The organism is Cobetia sp. cqz5-12 (genome assembly GCF_016495405.1).
Taxonomy (GTDB): Bacteria; Pseudomonadota; Gammaproteobacteria; order Pseudomonadales; family Halomonadaceae; genus Cobetia.
The window spans coordinates 520590-536549 of the sequence record NZ_CP044522.1 but is presented as its reverse complement, the minus strand read 5'-3'; the positions used below and the strand labels follow the sequence as shown (position 1 = coordinate 536549).

At 63.6% G+C, this 15960-nt stretch carries 12 protein-coding genes; 4 read left to right on the top strand and 8 right to left on the bottom strand.

Going from position 1 to position 15960, the window contains the following annotated elements:
- Positions 1-346: 346 nt before the first annotated feature.
- On the bottom strand, positions 347-766 hold the full coding sequence (locus tag F8A90_RS02360; RefSeq protein WP_043333122.1) for a DUF1499 domain-containing protein: 420 nt from the start codon (positions 764-766) through the stop codon (positions 347-349).
- A gap of 408 nt (positions 767-1174) precedes the next feature.
- Here F8A90_RS02360 and F8A90_RS02355 point away from each other — a divergent pair, with 408 nt between their 5' ends.
- Together F8A90_RS02355 and F8A90_RS02350 are read left to right on the top strand one after the other, a co-directional pair.
- Positions 1175-2575, top strand: a complete 1401-nt coding sequence (locus F8A90_RS02355; RefSeq protein WP_233593412.1) for an exonuclease SbcCD subunit D C-terminal domain-containing protein — start codon at positions 1175-1177, stop codon at positions 2573-2575.
- Positions 2572-6090: an AAA family ATPase gene (locus tag F8A90_RS02350; protein WP_200018771.1), complete on the top strand. Its 3519-nt coding sequence runs from the start codon at positions 2572-2574 to the stop codon at positions 6088-6090. The genes F8A90_RS02355 and F8A90_RS02350 overlap by 4 nt, the downstream gene beginning before the upstream one ends.
- A gap of 6 nt (positions 6091-6096) precedes the next feature.
- Here the strand turns inward: F8A90_RS02350 and F8A90_RS02345 are convergent, their stop codons facing one another.
- The 3 genes from F8A90_RS02345 to F8A90_RS02335 all read right to left on the bottom strand — a co-directional run bounded on the left by F8A90_RS02345 (position 6097) and on the right by F8A90_RS02335 (position 9388).
- A complete protein-coding gene (locus F8A90_RS02345) occupies positions 6097-6864 on the bottom strand; it encodes an endonuclease V (RefSeq protein ID WP_200018769.1) in 768 nt (255 codons plus the stop codon).
- 53 nt (positions 6865-6917) lie between these two features.
- The gene (locus F8A90_RS02340; RefSeq protein WP_200018767.1) at positions 6918-7490 is read right to left on the bottom strand and encodes a hypothetical protein; all 573 of its coding nucleotides are present in this window, start codon (positions 7488-7490) and stop codon (positions 6918-6920) included.
- 191 nt (positions 7491-7681) lie between these two features.
- Positions 7682-9388 carry a DEAD/DEAH box helicase gene (locus F8A90_RS02335; protein WP_166019804.1) on the bottom strand — a complete coding sequence of 569 codons (1707 nt, stop codon included), beginning with the start codon at positions 9386-9388 and terminating at the stop codon, positions 7682-7684.
- 590 nt (positions 9389-9978) lie between these two features.
- On the opposite strand from F8A90_RS02335, the gene F8A90_RS02330 reads away from it, so the two are divergent.
- Positions 9979-10500 (top strand): YaiI/YqxD family protein, encoded by a 522-nt coding sequence (locus tag F8A90_RS02330; RefSeq protein WP_200018765.1) that lies wholly within the window; start codon positions 9979-9981, stop codon positions 10498-10500.
- A gap of 56 nt (positions 10501-10556) precedes the next feature.
- Here F8A90_RS02330 and F8A90_RS02325 read toward each other — a convergent pair whose 3' ends face one another.
- On the bottom strand, positions 10557-11567 hold the full coding sequence (locus F8A90_RS02325; protein WP_200018763.1) for a glutathione S-transferase family protein: 1011 nt from the start codon (positions 11565-11567) through the stop codon (positions 10557-10559).
- 161 nt (positions 11568-11728) lie between these two features.
- Positions 11729-12634 (bottom strand): LysR family transcriptional regulator, encoded by a 906-nt coding sequence (locus F8A90_RS02320; RefSeq protein WP_166019802.1) that lies wholly within the window; start codon positions 12632-12634, stop codon positions 11729-11731.
- A gap of 509 nt (positions 12635-13143) precedes the next feature.
- Between F8A90_RS02320 and F8A90_RS02315 the strand changes: the two genes are divergently transcribed.
- Entirely contained in the window at positions 13144-14757 is a 1614-nt protein-coding gene (locus tag F8A90_RS02315) for a peptidoglycan DD-metalloendopeptidase family protein (RefSeq protein WP_233593411.1), read from the top strand.
- Between the two features lie 132 nt (positions 14758-14889).
- Here the strand turns inward: F8A90_RS02315 and F8A90_RS02310 are convergent, their stop codons facing one another.
- Together F8A90_RS02310 and F8A90_RS02305 are read right to left on the bottom strand one after the other, a co-directional pair.
- Complete coding sequence (locus tag F8A90_RS02310) at positions 14890-15117, bottom strand: hypothetical protein (RefSeq protein ID WP_200018759.1); 228 nt, start codon at positions 15115-15117, stop codon at positions 14890-14892.
- A 235-nt stretch (positions 15118-15352) separates the two neighbouring features.
- A complete protein-coding gene (locus F8A90_RS02305; protein WP_200018757.1) occupies positions 15353-15667 on the bottom strand; it encodes a hypothetical protein in 315 nt (104 codons plus the stop codon).
- Between the last annotated feature and the right edge of the window lie 293 nt (positions 15668-15960).

The following is a 15960-nucleotide window of genomic DNA, read 5'->3' as shown; positions in this document are numbered from 1 at the left end:
AATCCTGCCAGCGTACGACGCATCACTGCATTGCAAAAAACACAATACAGATCGATGCAATCATGCGTCTCATGTATCGCGTCCAGAGTAGCAAAGGCGACCTTGGCTGGGTAGCGTTCGCTCACTGTTTGGCAGGGGGCTTGCGGGAAATCACCCCGACCTTGGCAAGAGTCGGCATGAAAAACCCCAGTGCCTCGACAAGGCGGACCGGGGTGGTGGACATCATTCTACGTAGTTCAAGCAATGAGGGATGTGGTGGGCGTCATACAGTGAGTCATCTTCCCTCGCCTGCCGGGCGATGCCCGAGGCTCAGGTTCAGGTTCAAGTTCAGGTTCATCGACAAGCGTCAGCTGCAGTAGCCCCAGCCTTCCAGACGCTGGCGAATGTCCTCGACCCGCTGACGGTTCTTGCCGAGATCGGAGTGCCCTCTGCGCGAAACGCTGCGCACATGACAGACCCCCTCCTCTTCATTGCAGACGATTTCCACATCATCGACGAAGCCCAGCACGGGAGTGTGGAACTCGGCGTGCAGATAGCCGCCATCTTCGCTGACGATTTCAGCATGCCCCATGGATTCTATGATGCCGTGCAACTTCTCCATCGCACTGACGCAGCAGTCCTGCGGCATCGGGAGTGGCGCGACATAATGCTTGCTGTCAGTGGCTTGGGAACTGACCCCGTTGGGGGTACTGGGGGCCGGAGCCAGCATGCCATCATGCAGGCCGAGATTGTCGGGACGAGGTGAAGCAAAAAGACCTTGGCGCATTTCGAATCCTTCCTGTCATCTCTGGGCGTCGGTAACAGCATCCTCTGTCACCAGCCTGATTGTTATCCAAGTCAGCGTGAAGACGTTGCGAAGACTGTGCACAAGAAAGCCCCATGCGGGCTTCTCCGCTGATGTGATTCGCTTGAGGCAACTCCCACACGCTGCCATCGCGTGGGCTTGTCGGTGAGTGACAAGGGCCTCGACTTTCAGCGTAGCGACTTTTGTCGATTTTGCCCGTGGAAGGCCTTGATCCAGATCATCTGCCTGATAATGCGCCGCACCTTGAGCGGCTTGAGGCTGCGCCCTCTTCCGCCCCAGCGAAGCCAGACCGTACACTGGTCAGCATTTCACCCGGCCCGGCTTGCCCCAGCCCAGCCGCCGGCCAGACGACTTCGCAAGGACCCCATCGTGAGCTTCCGCTTTCTGCATACCTCCGACTGGCATCTCGGCCAGAGCTTTCACGGCCAGAGCCGCCATGTCGAACATGCCGCCTTTCTCGACTGGCTGCTCGGGCAGCTCAAGAGTCTCGCGCCGGATGCGCTGCTGATCGCCGGAGACCTGTTCGATGTGGTCAATCCGAGCCTGGCTGCTCAGGAGCTGCTCTACGACTTCATCGTGCGCGCCCACGAGCAGGACGCGGCGCTCGAGATCGTGATGATCGCCGGCAATCACGACTCCGGCTCGCGCATCGAGCTTCCGGCTGCCCTGCTGGCACGTCTCAAGACCCATGCATTGGGTCGCGTGCGCTGGGTGGATGATTCCGCCGACGGCGGCGATGCCCACAGCCTCGACTGCCAGCATCTGCTGGTGCCCTTGCATGATCGTGACGGCAAGCGCCGCGCCCTGTGTCTGGCGGTGCCCTTCCTGCGCCCGGCCGAGGTCACCGGCCTGAGCAGCGGCGAGCAAGCCGAACAGGAAGGACAAGCCGCAGGCAAGGCCGAACGCACCCGCAGCGAGGCCTACCGCGACGGCGTGGCCCGTGTGCACGAGCAGCTGGTCAGCGAGGCGCGTGCCGCCCGCCAGCCCGGCGAGGCGCTGATCGCCATGGGTCACGCGCACATGCGTGACGGCGAGGTCTCCGAGAACAGCGAGCGTCCGATCCTGATGGGGGGCGAAGAGGCGCTCTCGACCAGCCTGTTCCCCGACGACATCGCCTATGTGGCGCTCGGCCACCTGCATCGTCCGCAACGCGTGGGCGGCCAGGAGCGTATTCGCTATTGCGGCACGCCGCTGGCGATGGACTTCTCCGAGGTCGACTATGGTCATCGCATTCTCGAGGTCACGCTCGACGAAGACAGGCTCGACAGAGTCGAGGAGCATCGCGTGCCCTGCCATGTCGCGCTCACGCGCATCGGCCCTGCGCCACTGAGCGAGATCACGACCCGGCTCACGGCGCTGGCCGCCGAGGCAGACCGTGAACTCGAACAGGCACGCTGGCCATGGCTGGAAGTGACCGTGCAACTGGAGGCGCCGCTGATCGACCTGCGCGCGCGCATCGAGGCACTGCTGGAAGATGCTCCGTTGCGCCTGATCAAGCTGGTCACGCGCTACCCGAAACCCAGTCTCGAGAATCGCCAGCCGAAGGGCGTGAAACTTGATGAGCTGGGACCGATGGGGCTGTTCGAGCGCCACTATCGCGCCACCTATGACAGTGAACCAGACCCGACGCTGATCGAGGATTTCGCCCAGCTGCTCGAGGAAGTCGAGGCCGCGCGTGAGGCGCGCCTCGAAGGTGAGTCGGCCACCCGGCCCGCTCGCAAGGCAGACAAGACGGCTTCGACAGACAAGGCCAAGGGAGGTCAGGCATGAAGATTCTCGCCCTGCGCCTCGACAACCTGGCCTCACTGGCCGGCGCACATGCAGTCGACTTCGAGAAGGCGCCGCTGTCCGATGCCGGCCTGTTCGCCATTACCGGCCCCACCGGGGCCGGCAAGAGCACGCTGCTCGATGCCCTGTGCCTGGCGCTCTATGGCACCACACCACGACTGCGCCAGACGCCGAGTGGCGGCCAGCTGGAGGATGTCGGCGAGCATCAGCTGACCCTCAAGGACCCGCGCAGCCTGCTCCGGCGTGGCTGCGGAGAAGGCAAGGCCGAGGTGGACTTCATCGGCCGCGATGGCCTGCGCTATCGCGCCAGCTGGACGGTCAGCCGCGCACGCGGCAAGCCCGGTGGACGCCTGCAGAATGCCAAGCAGCATTTACAGTTGCTGACGCCTGACGATGACACCCAGCCGGCTCAGACCCTCAACACCACCAGCAACGATGCCAAGGCGTTGATCATCGACAAGCTGGGGCTCAACTTCGAACAGTTCACCCGCGCCGTGCTGCTGGCCCAGAGTGAGTTCAGCGCCTTCCTGCGCGCCAATGACAACGAGCGCTCGGAACTTCTGGAGAAGCTGACCGATACCGGCCATTACTCCGAGATCTCGATGGCGGCCCATGAGCGTGAGAAAAAAGCCCGCGAAGCCGTCAGCGAACTGGAGCGCCAGCTGGAAGGCCAGCTACCGGCCAGCCCGCAGGAGCGCCAGGCGCTTGAGGAGGAGGTGCGTCTACGCCAGACGGCCATGACCCGGCTCAGCGAACAGCATGATGCGCTGACAGCCTATCACCAGTGGACCACCACGGCAGGCGAGCTCGAACAGGCCCTGCGTCAGGCGCAGCAGGAGCAGACCGAGGCCCTCGCCGCCAGCGATGCGCTTTCCCATCAGCGCGGGCAACTCAGCGCCCTGGAAGCCCTCGCGCCGATTCGCCCTGCCCTGCTGCGCCTCAAGGCGATCGCGCCGCAGCATGCGCAGCTGGTCACGCAACTGGCCCAGCTGGAGCAGCAGCTCGGTACTCTGTCGCCCAGAGTTGAGCAGGCCCGAGCCGCCAGGCACACCGCCGATGAACGCATGCAGCGCTGCGATACCTGGCGCGGCGAGCAATTGCCGAAGCTTGAAGAGGCACGTCAGGTGGCCTCGCGTCTGGCGCAGCAACGCGAAGCACACGCCAGCCAGCAGAGTGAACAGCAACGCCTGCGCGATACGCTCGTCCAACATCGGCAGGAGCTGGAGGCTCAGGATCGCCAGCGCCAGCAGCTGGAGCAGCAACTCCAGCTGCTGCAGGCAACGCTGGTCGACGAGTCCGGCCAGCCGCTGCGCGATGCTGAAGACTATCGTGACCAGCTGCAACGTCAGCGCGATGCATTGCTGGAACTGAAGCCCGTACTCAGCGAGCAGATCAGTGGTCTGGCCCGCCGTGATGAGGTGCAGCAGCGTCTTGTCGAGCTGGAGAAGCAGCTGCCCCGACAGCAACAGGCGTTGAGCGAGGTGGCTGCCCGGCAGGCGCAGGCATTGCAGGCCCGTGATCAGGCGCGCCACGAGGAAGACGCCGAACGCCGCCAGCAGGAGCAGGAGCGTCTGGCACGCAGCGACAACGTGATGGCGCTGCGCCGCGGGCTGGTCCAAGGCGAGGAGTGTCCGGTGTGCGGCAGCCACGAGCACCCCGCCGCCGGCCAGGCCGCACCGGCCGAGGCGCTGATCGCTCAGCTGGAACAGCAGGCCCGCGAACGCCTTGACCAGCGCCGCCAGGCCACGGCCACCGCGCAGCAAGCCATGGAGGCGGCCAGTCACGAGCACGCGCGCCTCGAGCAGCAGCTCGGCTATCTGCAGCAGGAACAGACCCAGCTGCATACGGAGCGGCAACGCTTGCAGCAGCAGACGCAGACCTGCCAGTCGAACCTGACCGATCTTCTGGCCCGGCACTCGCTGTCGGAGCAGCCCCAGCTTGCACGATTACCGCAGTTGCCTGCTGCCCAGGCACTGCAACTGATCGAGCAGCGCCTTGAGGAACTGGACGCCCACCAGAACACGTTGGTGACGACGCTGCGTCAGCTGACGCCGCTGCGCGAGCAACGCCAGGCACTGGCAACACGCCACGCCACGCTGACGACGCAATGTCAGCATGGCGAAACGCAGCTTCAACAATGCGAGACGCAGATCACTGCGCTGGCGAGCGAGATCGAGCAACTCAGCGCCACGCTTGCCCAGCAGCTGAGCGCAGACCCCAAGCGACAGCATGCCAGCGTCAGCGACTGGTCCGACTGGATCGAGTCGCTGACCACCCGGATGCGCAACGAGCAAGAGGATGCGCGGCAGGCACTGCAGGAGTTGAGTGACCAGCAACAGCAGCTGACGCAGCAGCAGGCCAACCTGCAGCAACGCCAGACGGAGCTGCGCGAGGAGCAAGACTCGCTCGACAGCGAACGCGCGCATTGGCAGGCCGCGAATCCCGGCCTGGATGACACGCGCATCGCGGAGTTGCTGGCCATCGAGGATCACGAGCTGCAGGCACTGCGCCAGCAACTCCGTAGCGCCCATGAGCGAGTCGCACGGGCGGATGCCCTGTGTGAGGAGCGCAATGCGCGTCAGCTCACCCATTGGCAGGCCGCTCGGACCTCCAGCTGGCAGACGGTACTCGAACAGCTGGCAGCGCCCGCTGTGGGCAGACCAGGGGAGGACACAGCGGGAGAAGGCACAGCGGAGGACAGTGCATCGGGGGCTGAGGAGGCAGGCGTCATTCGTGCTCAGGCCAGGCAGGCAATTGAGCTACAGTCGCAACTGCTGTCTTCCCGCAGTCAGCAAGCAGCAGAACAAGCCCCTGACGGCGATAGCCTGACGGAGCTTGCAAGTCTGCTCGCCAGCCTGACCGCGGCGCTCAAGACACCGCTCAACCAGGTGCGAGAAGCTCATCAGGCAGCGCAGGCCGCGATACTCAATGATGATCAACGTCGTAGTGGCAGCGCTGAACTCGGCGAGCAGCTGGCCCGCGCCCGCGCAGTCCATGAGCGTTGGGGAGCACTGTCGGAGCTGATCGGCAGTGCCAGCGGCGCCAGGTTCCGCACCATCGCCCAGGCCTTCAATCTCGAACGCCTGATCGAGCATGCCAACCTGCATCTGGCCAACCTGGTACGCCGCTATCGTCTGGCACGCGGCGCCAGCCCGCTGGGACTGGTGGTGGTGGATACCGAGATGGGTGACGAGCTGCGCAGCGTGCACTCGCTGTCCGGAGGCGAGACCTTCCTGGTCTCGCTGGCGCTGGCATTGGGTCTGGCGGGCATGGCCTCCGGCGAGCTACGCATCGAATCGCTGTTCATCGATGAAGGCTTCGGCAGCCTTGATCCGGACTCGCTGGCCCTGGCGATGGAGGCACTGGATGGCCTGCAGGCCAGCGGCCGTCGCGTCGGCGTGATATCGCATGTGGCCGAGATGCACGAACGCATTCCGGTACGTATTGCGGTGCGACCCTCGGGCAACGGCCAGAGCCGACTGGAGATCGAAGGCTAGCGGCGGTCAGGCATCGCGAAGCCGCTTTAGGCGGCGGCTGGCGAGCTGATCCGCCAGTCGGGTCGGCTCGGGCAGCTTGGTCTTGCCCAGACAGTGCAGGGTCATCGCCAGCGCCGTGTCCAGGTTCATGCGCTGGCCCGGCGAGACGAACACCGGCTTGACCTTCGCGCGCGAGCGCAGCACGGCGCCCAGCTGGCTGCGCTGTTCGCGTCTGGGCAGCTCGGTATTCTCGATGATGCCGAGCTCGCCATCCGCCTCACGCACGCGATCGGTCAGCGCGACCCAGTCACCGCGCGCATCGCCCGGTTCGCCATGCTTGCCGCACAGACGCTTCTTGGCCACGCCGAAGGATGGCAGGTCACACCACAGGCCGAGATGCGCCGCTACGCCCAGGCGGCGTGGATGGGCGATGCCGTGGCCGTCCACCATCAGGCATTCAGGCGCACGCTCCAGTGACTCCAGGGCAGCGATGGCGGCGGGCAGCTCCCGAAACGACAGCAAGCCCGGAATATACGGCATGCGGGTCGGCTGACGGATCAGCTGCTGCTCGAGGGGTTCGAGCGTCGCCAGATCCAGCGTCACCACCGCCGCACGTGTCACCTCGCCCTCATCCTCGAAGCCGATATCGACCCCCGTGATGGTCGCTGGCCACTCGTCGAGGCTTGTACCCCAGGGCGGCGTCAGCGTCAGTCGAGTGGCCATTTCGCGTTGCTTGGCAACGGCGGCGGCAGGGTCGAGATTCCAATCATGCAGTGCTGTCGTCCACTCACTCATGCACTTACTCATGCATTCCCTCACGGCGGTTGCGGGTCTTTCTCCCTCAGATGCTATCGATCGCCCTCACCTTCAAGCTGCTTGCCCAGTGAACGCAGCACCTCCGCCGCCTGATTGCGGAAGATATCCAGTCCGTTGCCGACCTCCCCCATGCTGCGTTCCAGCTGACGCGACAACCGGTTGGACAGCGGCTGGTCCGCGCGTGCCAGCAGCTGCTCCGGCGTCATGTCGAGCACCAGTCGGTAGCGGATGTCGCCGGGCGCCGCAGCCGCCAGCGGGTCACTGACCGCCTCACGAGTGAAGCGCGCGAAATCGATGCTGGCCGCCTTGTCGCCGCCATCAGGACGAATCAGCAGGCGATGGATCTGACCACGGGTGTCACTGAGCACATCCTCGACCTTGCCCAGGGCTTCGCCCTGCGGTGAGACCACCGGCGCCAGACGCAGGGCCTCCAGCGAAACCAAGGGCACGCGAATTTCCGGCGTGGCATGGCTGGCCGGGATATCGGATTCGGCGTGGGCCGTCGTGACTGGCCCCCATGGTGACACCAGCAGAGCACACAGCATCAGCTGGCGGGCAGGCGTGGCCTGCAGGCCACGGCGCAGGGCATCGAGTGAAGAGATCATCTGTGCATCCTCGGGAAATGATGGACGGTGGACGCTCCACCGCTATGACAGCACAGGATACCAGCCCCGGTGACGCCTTTCGTCCAGGCACAAAAAAACCGGCACCTCGTGAGAGATACCGGTCTTTTCAGAAGCCGTGGCCAGCACTGCGATCAGTACCGGCCAGGCTCAAGCTCGAGACCCAGACCTGATCAGGCGCGACGACGGTCGTCGTTGCCACCTTCACGGCGCTGCGGACGAGCGCCCGCGCCGTCTTCTGCCAGTTCCAGCGGGCGGCCAGCGACGCGAGCACGCGCCATCTTGGACACGATGCTGGTCGGCAGACCGCTCGGCAGTTCCACGACACTGTGCGTGTTGCGGATGTCGATGCGACCGATGCGTGACCCTTCGATGCCGCCTTCGTTGGCGAGAGCGCCAACCAGCTGGCCCGGCTTGACGCCGTCACGGTGGCCGACGGCCACACGGTAGAGCTTCATGCCTTCACGTGCGACCGGCGCGGAGTTGCGACGCTCACCACGTTCCGGACGCTCGGAACGCTCACCGCGCTCGGAACGCTCGTTGCGACGCGCACCCGGCTTCGGCAGAGACTGGATCGGCGTCTCTTCGGCGCGAGCCATCTTGACGAAGACAGCGGCCAGCTCGACCGGATCGTGACCTTCTTCGACCAGGCTCTGGACCAGAGCGCGGTGACCGTTGGAGCTGCTGCCCAGGGCTTCGACGACGCGAGCACGGAAGGCGGCGTCACGGTGGCCACGGATCTCTTCTTCGCTCGGCAGCTGGCGTTCGGTGATGCGCTGGCCCAGGGCCTGCTCCATCCAGCGAACCTTGCGCATTTCGCGACCGCTGACGAAGGTGATGGCGCGACCTTCACGACCGGCACGGCCAGTACGGCCAGTACGGTGGACGAAGGATTCGCTGTCGCCCGGCAGGTCGTAGTTGAAGACGTGGGTGATGCGCGCCACGTCCAGACCACGAGCGGCGACGTCGGTCGCGACCAGCACGTCGACCTTGCCACGCTTGAGGCGAGTCACGGTGCGCTCGCGCAGGGACTGGTCCAGATCACCGGACAGCGCTGCCGCGGAGATACCGCGAGCGATCAGCTGTTCGACGACAGTGGTACAGGCGGCACGGGTACGCACGAAGACGATGGCCGCATCGACGGTCTCGACTTCCAGCAGACGTGACAGCGCTTCGAGCTTGGCGCCGCCTTCGACACGCACCATCATCTGTTCGATGGTGGAAGCGGTACGCGATTCGGACTTGATGGCAACCTTGACCGGATCAACCAGGTAGCGGTTGACGATACGCTCGATCTCGGTCGGCAGCGTCGCGGAGAAGAAGACGCGCTGCGCTTCCTTCGGGGTATCGGCGACGACGCGCTTGACGTCATCGATGAAGCCCATGCGCAGCATCTCATCGGCTTCATCCAGCACGAGGGCTTTCAGGCCGTTCAGGTTCAGGCTCTTGCGGTCCAGGTGGTCGATGACACGACCCGGGGTGCCGACGACGATCTGCGCGCCGCTCTTGAGGCTGCGCATCTGCTCGCGGTAGTCCTGACCACCGCAGAGAGTGGCCACTTCCAGGCCACGCATGAACTGACCGTAACGTGTGAAGTTGACGGCGACCTGTTGGGCCAGCTCACGGGTCGGGGCCAGCACGAGAACCTGCGGTTCACGGCGGTCGAGGTCCAGACGGGTCAACAGCGGGAGTGCAAAGGCAGCGGTCTTGCCGGTACCCGTCTGTGCCTGGCCGATCATGTCACGGCCTTCGAGCAGACTCGGGATGGTCTGAGCCTGGATCGGGGACGGAGTTTCGTAGCCCAGCTTCTCGAGAGAGGTCAGGACGGCAGGCAGCAGGGCAAGATCGCTGAAGCGATCGACGACGGAAGTCGTGGTCATGTATATCTCACACCTAAATGGCTACAAGTAAGGCTTGCAGCTGAAGAATGGGTCGGGTTGAACCGACACGAAGCGTAAGGGCTCCGTCTGGCGATGCAGTCAGGCACGAGGCGCTGGCATCATCAGAAAAAACGTACGAGTGCTGGACGTCTTGGCATGGACGGGCCCGGGTTGCTCTGAAGGTGGACGCAATTCCACTTTCAGGCACAACGCTGCGGCGACCGTACAGCAACCAGAGGCTCTTCTACTCAGAGTCTCGGGGCGCTCCATCATGCACACTGTGGACAGGGACGGGTCTTGCATCGCGGCGGCCGGACATCGATCGAATCGAGGGGTCACGGATGGCTGGGGCAAGCTACGCCACGCGGTCCGGGAGGCGCGAAATACCGGCTGATGGCCAAAAGAAAGGCGATCACGTCGGGCTCGGCTACTCAGGATGGTGGGTCACTACATGCGAGGAGCTGGCATTCTAGCAGCCTCTCACGCATTCTGCATCCTTTCTTTTGACCTTGGTCGCAGGCCACCCGTCCTCGGGCAGACATGCGCCCCGCCATCACGACTCGCTAGACAGCCACCTGACAGGAGCCTGCATGACTGACGCGCAAGACCATGACGCCCCCTCTCCAGAAGATCCCGCCGAGCATGTCATCACGCTGTGGGTCGACGCCGATGCCTGTCCGCGCGCCGCGCGTGACATCCTGGTGCGCGCGGCGGAACGCACCGCGACCCCCACCTGGTTCGTCGCCAATCATCAGGTACCGCTGCCGCGCTCGATGCACGTCAAGGCGATCTCGGTCCCGGCGGGTGCGGACGCGGCCGATCAGTTGATCGTCGAGCGCGCCCACCCCGGCGACATGGTGATCACCTCCGACCTGCCGCTGGCACTGGAGGCGATCGAGAAAGGCGCGCTGGTGATGACGACCCGCGGCGAAGCGCTGGATAGCAACAACATCCGCGCCAAGGTGCAGATGCGCGATTTCATGGAGAGCATGCGCTCCAGCGGCGAGCACACCGGCGGTCCGTCCGCCTACGGTCAGCGCGAGCAACGCGACTTCGGCAATGCACTGGACCGCTGGCTGGCGAAGATCAGACGCCCGACACCGCGCACCTGATCCAATCGCCGCTGCTCGCCATCAATTCAGGCTTGATCAGCTCAGACTTCTATACCTCAGGCGTGACGACGAATGCCCTGGCCCGGCAGCCGCTCGCGATCATGGGGAGCGTCGAGCGCCAGGCTCGGGCCGACCGGCACGATGGCGGTGGGATTGATGGTCTGCTGACTGGCGTAATAGTGGGTCTTGATATGCGCAAGATCACAGGTCTCGGCGATGCCCGGCCACTGATACAGCTCGCGAAGATAGTGCGAGAGATTGGGATAGTCGGCGATACGGCGCTGATTGCACTTGAAGTGCCCGAAGTAGACGGCATCGAAGCGGATCAAGGTGGTGAACAGGCGGATGTCGGCTTCGGTCAGCCATTCACCGGTGAGATAGCGCGAGTCGGCAAGCCGGCGCTCGAGTGAATCCAGGCACTCGAACAGCGCCGCGAAATGACGCTCGTAGACCTCCTGACGCGTGGCGAAGCCTGTCTTGTAGACGCCATTGTTGACCTTGTCATAGACCTCGGCATTGATGGCATCGATCTCGCCGCGCAGGTCCTGCGGATAGAAGTCCAGATCATTGCCGGTCAGCGAATCGAAGGCGTCATTGAAGATGCGCACCAGCTCCGCCGACTCGTTGTTGACGATGCGACCGGTCTGCTTGTCCCACAGCGCGGGCACGGTGACACGGCCGGTGTAGTGCGGGTCGGTCAGGGTGTAGAGCTGATGGTGATAGCGCACGCCATTGATCGGATCACCGCTGGAGCCTTCTTCCTCGAGATAGCTCCAGCCATGTTCGAGCATCAACGGGCTGGTGTAGGACATGCCGACCAGCGGCTTGAGCCCCTTGAGAGAGCGCATGATCAGCGCACGATGCGCCCACGGGCAAGCCAGCGAGACGTAGAGGTGGAAGCGGTCCGCGCTGGCAGGCACGGCCGCTTGTCCCTGCGGCCCTTCGAGCGGGGCATCGGGCGCCACGACCCAATCTCTGAGCCGCGCGCTTTCGCGCTTGAATTCACCGCCGGAGCTGTCGGTGTCATACCAGCGATCCTGCCACTTGCCGTCGACCAGTAAGCCCATCTTGCACGCTCCTTGTATGGCTTGGGGGGGGGGGTGTCCCCAGCCTAAGAGTCGAGCGCGACAGCGCAAGCGAATTCACTGCGTGGCAACGATCGAGTTTCTCGAACGATCACATTGTGCGCTCTTCTCAAGCCCTCACGCTTTTCAGACCCTATACGCTTTCAGGAGCGCCGCTCGCTGGCGTCCTGCTCGACGGCAGCGTGCAGCTGCGCCTTCATCGCGCGGACGGCGGGGCCCGCGCGATCATCGTCCGGCAGATAGAGCATCAGCGACACTTCGCGCTCGCCGCCATTGGCCAGCGGCAGTGGCAGCAGCCGCCCCCGAGCCAGAGCATCGCTCATGCGGGTACGGGGCAACCAGGCGAAGCCCAGCCCGCGTTCGGCAAGATCGACTGACGTGGCCAGATGACTGACCGTCCAGCGCGCCTCGGCCTTGAGCCAACCGGCATCCATGCCGCTTGAACGACTGCTGTCACGCACCACCAGCTGTCGATGCTGCACGAGGTCACGCAGATCCAGCGGTCGCCCCAGGGCATGCAGCGGGTGCCCCGGCGCCGCCACGGCGATGAAGGTTTCACGCAACAACGGGGTGCCGAGATGGCCATCCAGCATCAGGCCGCTGATCAACAGGTCCGCTTCCTTTTCCTCGAACAGCTCGCGCCCGCCGGTCAGCGTCGTCTCATGTAGCTGGACGCGCACCTGAGGGTAGGCCGTCGAGAAGGCCTCAAGCGCCCGTGCCAGCACATCCGACGGAAACAGCTGATCCACCGCGATGGCGATCTCGCTCTCCATGCCTGCCGACAGCGCATCGGCCACATTTTCGAGTGCCTGCGCATTCTCGATCAGCTGACGCGCCCGGCGCAGCAGCAGTTCACCCGCCTCGGTCAGTCGGACATTGCGCCCGACCGGCTCCAGCACCTGGACGCCCAGCAAGGCCTCGAGACGATGCACGGCGTGATTCAGGGTCGAGGGACTCTTGTGGATCGCGGCCGCCGCGCGCGCGAAGCTGCCGTGGTCCACCACGGCGGCCAGCATCTGCCACTGGGCCAGTGTCACGCGTGACGACATCGGAGTTCCTCTTGCGGGGCGTGCGGGAATGCACCGGGCAATCCTGACATGCCAGACGCAAAAAACCAGACACCTGATACTGCAACCCGACGGGAGCAAAAGAGCATTCTGTGCTGTCAGACTCCCGACATCTGGTCGCAATCCTCGGACATCAGGTCGGCATCCTCTGAAATGCAGGAGGCCAAATACGCTATTTTGCGTAACTTTACAAAATTTAACACCAAGCAGGATTTACTGCCTGAACAGCGTTTCCTAAGCAAAAATGGCGCTATTTTCGCCAGACCTCATGTTGCCGGTACCGCCAATTGCGCCGTCAATGATCTAAACAGGGTTGAATTACTCATACTGGACATGCGTCCAGCCTATCGAACGATGGGAACCTTGGTTAAGGTTCGAATGCCTCATTGTTGCCATCTTTTCATTTCACATAACTTTATCGGTCACATATGCTGCGAATCCTTCATTCGCTCCCTCGCGCGCACAAGTATCTTCTTTTACCTGTTGCCACCATGGTTACCGTGCTGGGTGCTCACAAGCTTCTCGAAACATTCGATTCTCCTGATGTCTCTACGGCCTCACAGTCCATCGCCATCGACCTGGCCAGTGCGAATTCCAGTACCCCAGCTAGACTGCCGCTGGCGATTGCTGCCGCCGATGACACTCAGTCTCCCCTGAGCCCGGCGCAGCTCGGCGATCAGACTCCGGTCAGCTCGGCCTCCGGTGACATCCCGTTGGCAGCGCTGACGCCCAGCGAGATCGTCGCTATCGATTTCGACATGCCGACGCTGCTGACGGATGCCAACTATCATCCCGACAACCAGACAGCAGGCCCGATCGTGGCATTGGCGCCGGCGGCGGTGAAGACCGCAGAAGCCGTCATCGGCACCGCGACCGACGAACAGGCCGGCGGCACCTCCTATGACGACCTTTCCGTCGACCCGGTCGAGCTCGGTGAAAGCCCGACGCTGCAGACCGAACTGGCGGCCAAGGAAGTCTATGTGCCCGAGTGGCAGACCTATACCGTGCAGGCCGGCGACACCTTTGCCGTGATGGCGGAGCGCTCGCTGGGGCTTGGCTACAGCGAAACCACGCGCATCCTCAAGGCGCTGCCTGACAAGCGCGTGCTGACGCATTGGCGCATCGGCGACAACTTCGATTACAAGCTGGATGAAGACGGCAACCTGCTGGCGTTGCGCATCATGAAGGACGCGCGTCGCGGCTTCATGGTCAAGCGTGAGGCCGGCGGTGAAAGCTTCAATGTCGCCAAGATCGAGAAGGCGACCCAGGCCACTCAGCGCATGTTCGCCGGTACGGTCAGTGGCAGCTTCTCCCTGTCGGCGGAAGCCACTGGTCTGGGCGTCGCGGAAGTCAGCCAGCTGACCCAGGTGCTGGGCAAGAAGATCGATTTCCGTCGCGATACGCGCAAGGGTGACAAGTTCCAGGTGCTGGTCGAGTCCGACATGATCGACGGCACCAGCATGGACTCCCGCATCCTCGCCGCACGCTACGAAGGGTCTCGCAAGTCACTGACCGTGGTGCGCAACAACAGTGATGGCCGCTACTACACCCCTGATGGCAAGGGCCTCGACCCGGCCTTCAATCGCTATCCGCTGGCGCACAAGGCGCGCATCAGCTCGCCGTTCAACCTCAGCCGTCGCCATCCGGTGACCGGACGCATCAGCCCGCACAAGGGCACTGACTTCGCGGTGCGTGTCGGCACGCCGGTACTTTCCACCGCGGATGGCGTCGTCGAGCTGGTCGGCAACCACCCGCTGGCCGGTCGCTATCTGGTGCTGCGCATGGACAACGGCTACAAGACCCGTTACCTGCACCTGTCACGCCCGCTGGTCAAGAAAGGCGAGCGCGTGACCATGGGTGAAAAGATCGCCCTGTCAGGCAACACCGGCCGCTCCACCGGCCCGCACCTGCACTATGAGGTGATGGTCAACAACCGCCAGGTCGATGCCATGCGCGTTCAGCTGCCGAACAACAAGTCTCTGTCCGGCAAGGCGCTCGCCAACTTCAAGCGTCAGTCAGAGAACATGCTGGCCAAGCTGGAAGCCGCCGACAACACTGGCGCCATCGCCAAGGCCTCTACCCCGAGCCAGGGTGACGAGAGCTAGACGCGACCCCAGGCACGGGCCCGCCAGCACAGGGTCTGCGCCTGACATGAAGTGCGCCCGACAAACTAAAAGGCCCCTCACCTCACGGTGGGGGGCCTTTTCGTTTGACAGTGTCTCATGCCGGGGATCAGGTCACTTCTTCATGCCCTTGTTGGACGCCTGCTCCAGCAGCTCTTCCGCTTCGCTGCTCGCGCCCTCCTCTCGCATCTTGGCCACATCAGCATACAGGCAGACGTAGGTGCCACAGGATGCACAGAACACCTTGTCATCGGGATTGTGGACCTGCGAGACGCGGACTCGCTGGCTGCCACAGTCCGGGCACGGCTTGGGAATACGCAGTTCCTCGGAAAGATCTGGCATGAAGCATTCTCCTGTTCGGTGTCTGGGCCGCTCGCCTTGAGGCTGGTCGATTGGCGTCTACTCAAGACATGGGGCCACTCACACGGCATGCAACCCCGCTGGCGAGGAGTCGCTCGTCATTCGGCTCGAGCTGTCTTACCGAGATCCCTCACCCAGGCACGGCCTTCACTGCGCTCAGACGCAAAGCCCCGGCACGGTGGCCGGGGCTTGAGAGGCAGGCGCAGACAGACAGATGTCACGCGGCGCTGATGCTGCCGGCAAGCGACTCATGACTAGTGCCGTGACTTGCGGTGTTGGACATGCGTGCGACGGAGCGCTCCGGCACACGGTGCTGCCCGTGTGACCTGGCGCCATCACGCGTCAGGCGGAACTCTTCCTGCAGCGCCATCTCACGTGCCGCCAGGCGAAAATCGCCCATCGAACACAACGCATGGCCGTTCGGGCACTTGAGGATGTGATCATCCGGCAGATCACGGGCAGGCCAATCCAGCGCTTCGTTGCATTCGGGACACTGAGGGCCATTACGGGTCGGGACTGATGGGGTAAACATGCGCGAACTCCTTTTCGACGCAAAAGATGACGATGTCATGACCAGATTCTCAGTACAGAAAACATCAAGACGTGGCTCGGTTTGCGTGCGCATGATGGAGACAGATAGCGACAGACTCCATTGCACTTTCGGTTAGATGCCACAATTTTATCGCTGGTCAGTCTCTGCGCTCACGGCTGCGGAAGGTATCGCGCAGAGGGCGGAACACACTTCATGGCAGCGCGACCGGCAAGAGTCTGACAGCACTATCTTACAGTCTGATAACACCTCGCGAATGATGCAGATCAAACGCA